Source organism: uncultured Porphyromonas sp., assembly GCF_947254915.1.
In the GTDB taxonomy this organism is placed as follows: domain Bacteria; phylum Bacteroidota; class Bacteroidia; order Bacteroidales; family Porphyromonadaceae; genus Porphyromonas.
Genome location: NZ_CAMYEZ010000142.1, coordinates 1 through 4,607 on the forward strand (window position 1 = coordinate 1; position 4,607 = coordinate 4,607).

Genomic DNA, 4,607 nt, shown 5'->3' on the forward strand with positions numbered 1-4,607 from the left:
AAGAAGACACGTGCCAAAGAATACTGAAGCACGTACAGTACCATACTGCTCAGCGATCATCGGGGAGAGCCAAAACACAGCAAAGACACCAAGACGAGCCACAGCCATCTCAATACCCATAGCTAGAGCCATCTCCTTGCCCTCAAACCACTTGACGATGGATCGAGAGACCGTCACACCACCCATCTCAGTACCGCAACCGAAGAGAGCGAAGCCGACACAAGCGAGCTTAGCTGAGGCTGGCACAGATGTCCAGAAGCTATTGAAGAAGCTGTATCCGAAGCCTCCAGCATTAAAGGCGGGGCTCAGTGCGTACAGCTTGATCAAGGCTCCGATCACCATCAGAGAGCCTGATAGGAGGAAGGTAAAGCGTACCCCCATCTTGTCTAGGATGATACCAGCGAAGATGAGGAAGAAGAAGAATACATTGATAAAGAACTCACTACCTCCATAAGTGCCGAAGACAGTAGAACTCCAGTTAAGCTCTGACTCTACCATCGTCTTGATAGGTGAGAGGATGTCTACAAACATGTAGGCAAAGAACATCGTGAGTGCGACCAGCGCGAGCGCTAGCCATCTCATTCCTGCGCTGTCTCGCAGGGTCTTTAGTTGTGTAGATTCAGTCATTACGTTATGTAGTATGTTTGATTTGTTGATGCGTATTTATAGACAGAGCGTCTAGCCCTCATTGATGGGTTGGACGCTCTTTTTGTGTCATGGGATAACTCTTGAGTAGCTCGGCAACGATAAAGTTGCTACCGCCGACGAAGATCAAGTCTCCAGCATTGGCATGTGCTAAGACCTCTTGGAGGGCTTCCTCTACCGAGGGATAAGCTCTACCCCTAAGGCCGATAGCCTCCGCACGTTGCTGTAGTTCTTCGGCAGGTAGCGTACGCTGTGACGCTGTCGTGCAGAAGTAGTAGCGAGCTGACGAGGGCAGGAGTGCCAAGTTGGTATCTATATCCTTGTCGGCACTCATACCTACTATTATATATAGGTGATCATACTTTGCCTCCTCAAGCTGATGAGCCACGACTGCTATACCAGCGGGATTGTGCGCCGTGTCGCAGACGATATGAGGATTGGTCGAGATCGTCTCCCAGCGGCCACGCAGCCCCGAGAGCTTGTATAGCTCAGCGAAGCCTCGCGACACCTCCTCATGAGTCAAAGGCTTATCGAGGACTTTGTCGTCCAAGATGCGTAGCGCAGTCAGGACTGTGTGGGCATTTTCCAGCTGCGCATCACCCGAGAGCGGTGTCTCTAGGAGACCATAGTCGACGGTGTCTAGTCGCATGCCTGGGTGTAACTCATCGTATCGCTTGATCGTGTGCTCATCCTCGCAAAAGGTGATCGGAGCATGTCGCTCCTCAGCCACCTGCTCAAAGAGCTCACGCACAGAGCCACCAGCATTGCCAATGACCGCATGAACACCCTCCTTGATGATGCCCGCCTTCTCGTAGGCAATCGCCTCGAGCGTGTTGCCGAGATACTGCGTGTGGTCCAGACTTATATTGGTTATGATCGAGAGCTTAGGCAGTATCACGTTGGTACTGTCTAGTCGTCCTCCTAGCCCCACCTCGATGATGGCGTAGTCCACCTTATGGGTGTGGAAATGCTCAAACGCCATCAGGGTCGTGTACTCAAAGAATGAGGGACCGACAGACTCAATCAGCGGACGTGTCCGCTCCACAAAAGAGACTACCTCCTCCTCGGAGATCATCTCGCCATTGATCCGTATGCGCTCCCGAAAGTCCACTAGGTGTGGCGAGGTAAAGAGCCCCACCTTATAGCCAGCAGCTGTCAGCACGGAGGCTATGAGCGAAGTAGTCGAGCCCTTACCATTGGTGCCTCCTACATGTATGGTGCGGATATATCGCTGAGGATTACCTATAGCCTCGCACATCTGCTGCATACGCTCCAGGCCAGGCTTATAGGCATCGCCCCCTTGGTTTTGATAGCAAGGGGTCGCTTGGTAGAGATAGTCTACCGTTTCTTTATAGTTCATTGTTGAGCTTGCGCATAATAGTCTGCGAGCGGTCAGGCCCTACAGATATAATCGAGATGGGCACTCGTAGCTGAGCCTCTAGGAAGGCTACATAGTGACGGAAGGCATCTGGGAGATCCTGCTCCGAGCGACAACCATCTAGAGGTGTCTGCCAGCCAGGTAGCTCCTGATAGATTGGCTCTATATCTGCATCCAGAGAGTACGGCATATGCTTGTACTCCTTATCACCTATGCGGTAGGCGACACAAGCCTTGATTGTAGAGAGCGTATCTAGCACATCGCTCTTCATCATAATCAAGTGAGTCACGCCACTGAGCATAATCGTATAGCGCAGGGCTACAAGGTCTATCCAGCCACAGCGACGAGGACGTCCCGTGACTGCACCGAACTCATGTCCACGGTCAGCCATCAGATGCCCGACCTCATCTTCTAGCTCTGTGGGGAAGGGACCCGATCCGACACGCGTACAGTACGCCTTGAAGATACCGTATACTCGTCCTATCGCCTTGGGCGAGATGCCGAGACCGATACAGCAACCAGCACTTACCGTGTTACTACTGGTTACAAAGGGGTAAGTACCAAAGTCCACATCTAGTAGCGAACCCTGCGCACCCTCAGCTAGGACATTCAAGCCCTCTTCTAGAGCCTCATTGATCAGGATCTCACTATCTACAAATTGGTAGCCCTTGAGGTACTCAATGGCTTTGTGGAAAGCCTCCTCCATCTCAGGCAGCTTGGATAGGTCAGCACCCATCTTCTGCAAAAGATCCACATGGCGATCTCGTACAGCCTTGTAACGAGCCTCAAAGTCTCGCTCTATATCACCGATGCGTAGCCCCGTACGAGCCACCTTGTCGGTATAGCAGGGACCTATACCCTTGCCCGTAGTGCCGATCTTAGCAGCGCCCTTAGAGAGCTCCTGCGCTGCATCCAGCAGACGGTGCGTCGGGAGGATAAGGTGCGCCTTACGGGATATGACGAGGCGCTTCTTGATGTCATGACCGCTCTGAGCCAACTGCTCAGCCTCCTCACGTAGTAGGACAGGATCCAAGACGACACCGTTGCCGATCAAGTTGAGCTTATTGCCCTGGAAGATACCTGAGGGGATCGAACGCAATACGTAGCGCTGTCCCTCAAACTCCAGTGTATGCCCCGCATTAGGGCCACCTTGAAAGCGTGCTACCATCTGATAGCCTGGGGTCAGCACGTCAACGATCTTGCCTTTGCCCTCATCACCCCATTGTAGTCCGAGTAGGACGTCTACCTTTTTCTTGTTCATGTCTTAATATATCTCTACCGGTCAGCGCCTTGAGGGGGCTTGCTGTAGCCTATCCACTTGGTTTGCTAACCTCTTATTATTCGTCTTTGCAGTATCACTCTCGCAGCGGTGGCACACACCGTAAAAGATCAGAAGGGGCTGTGCCAGCCGATATCGAGAGGTCGTAGCGTGATGTAGAGCCTTGAGTCGTCGAGGCTGTCTATAGAGAACCTCAGCGCCACAGTAGCGGCAGCGACAGACGGCATAGAGACTAGCCTGCTCGCTCGTCAGGTAACGCGCCTCTCTCGACTGCGGGAGCTGCAAGATCAGCCCCGACTCGGCCAGCAGGCGCACCGTACTATAGACCGTGCCACGGCTCTGGTGACAACCCTCCTCCTTAAGCTGAGCCATCAGCTCCTCTGTCGTAAAGATACGACGCTGCGTACTGACCACCTGAGCAATCTCCACTCGCTCAGAAGTCAGCTGGTAGCCGTGCTGCTTGAGAAAGGCCTTAAAGGGCGACACCAAATCCGACATCATACTGCGCCACCCCCCTATCGTAGGAGATGTGACATACTACAATTTTACTGCGTTACACATTAGCAACGACTACCACATCTGTAGTAGTCTCACTATGAGGCGTGACACCACTTCGTGCGCCACGCTTCTCGGCATTCCCCCCACCCCACTTCGTCCTCCAGCTGAGAGCAACGAGTGTAGCGGGATCTGACCGATGTCGCAAAGTTATACAAATTACTTTACTTACGCCACCTTTCGACCAGCACCCATTCCGCAAGTCGGATTACTCGTCTCATCTGAAATCCCTTTGCTCAATAGCAATCTGCATTTTACTCAATTCTGGATCCAGATTTACTCAATTCTCTATGCGAAACTACTCAAATCTCTCTGCAAACTCACGAGTAGCGCTGTGTTGAGACGCACATAACGGACACTGTAACTTTTAACGGGGACAGACGCCCTCCGCCTCAGCACGAGTCGTGCGTTCCTACAAATGTTACCCGTCAGATGAGACTGTTGACTTTTGCAACAGTCTACAGATCGCTCCGACGGCTACGATGCGTCGGACCGCAAGCGGTCGACTCTTCTTCGTAAAGATGCACAGATCGTGCGTCCGTTGTCAAACCAGCTGACGAGTAACGGTTGTAGGGACGCACGATCTGTGCGTCCGTTGTATCAAAGGTAACAGTGTCCGTTGTATTAACGACAGTGGGTTACACGTCCCGTTTTAACGGGAACGGACGCACAGATCGTGCGTCCCTACACGGGGTTACCCGTCCTCTGCATCTTTACGAAGAAGAGTCGACCGCTTGCGGTCCGACGCAT

5 protein-coding genes are annotated in these 4,607 nt (G+C 52.6%); all 5 read right to left on the minus strand.

What is annotated here, in order from left to right; genetic code table 11:
* A partial coding sequence (locus Q0X57_RS07640; RefSeq protein WP_297729824.1) for an MFS transporter occupies positions 1-627 on the minus strand: 627 nt, incomplete at its 3' end.
* Positions 628-685: 58 nt separating this feature from the next.
* Entirely contained in the window at positions 686-2,005 is a 1,320-nt protein-coding gene (locus Q0X57_RS07645) for a folylpolyglutamate synthase/dihydrofolate synthase family protein (RefSeq protein ID WP_297729826.1), read from the minus strand.
* Positions 1,995-3,284 (minus strand): adenylosuccinate synthase, encoded by a 1,290-nt coding sequence (locus tag Q0X57_RS07650; protein WP_297729828.1) that lies wholly within the window; start codon positions 3,282-3,284, stop codon positions 1,995-1,997. Before Q0X57_RS07650 ends, Q0X57_RS07645 begins: the two co-directional genes overlap by 11 nt.
* 21 nt (positions 3,285-3,305) lie before the next feature.
* Positions 3,306-3,803 (minus strand): transcriptional repressor, encoded by a 498-nt coding sequence (locus Q0X57_RS07655; protein ID WP_297729830.1) that lies wholly within the window; start codon positions 3,801-3,803, stop codon positions 3,306-3,308.
* Positions 3,804-3,855: 52 nt separating this feature from the next.
* The gene (locus Q0X57_RS07660) at positions 3,856-4,005 is read right to left on the minus strand and encodes a hypothetical protein (protein ID WP_297729832.1); all 150 of its coding nucleotides are present in this window, start codon (positions 4,003-4,005) and stop codon (positions 3,856-3,858) included.
* Between the last annotated feature and the right edge of the window lie 602 nt (positions 4,006-4,607).

Excerpts from the sequence above, each read along its gene's own strand:
- Q0X57_RS07650 (WP_297729828.1), bottom strand. The coding sequence starts at position 3,284 with ATGAACAAGAAAAAGGTAGACGTCCTACTCGGACTACAATGGGGTGAT.
- Q0X57_RS07645 (WP_297729826.1), bottom strand. The coding sequence starts at position 2,005 with ATGAACTATAAAGAAACGGTAGACTATCTCTACCAAGCGACCCCTTGC.
- Q0X57_RS07655 (WP_297729830.1), bottom strand. The coding sequence starts at position 3,803 with ATGATGTCGGATTTGGTGTCGCCCTTTAAGGCCTTTCTCAAGCAGCAC.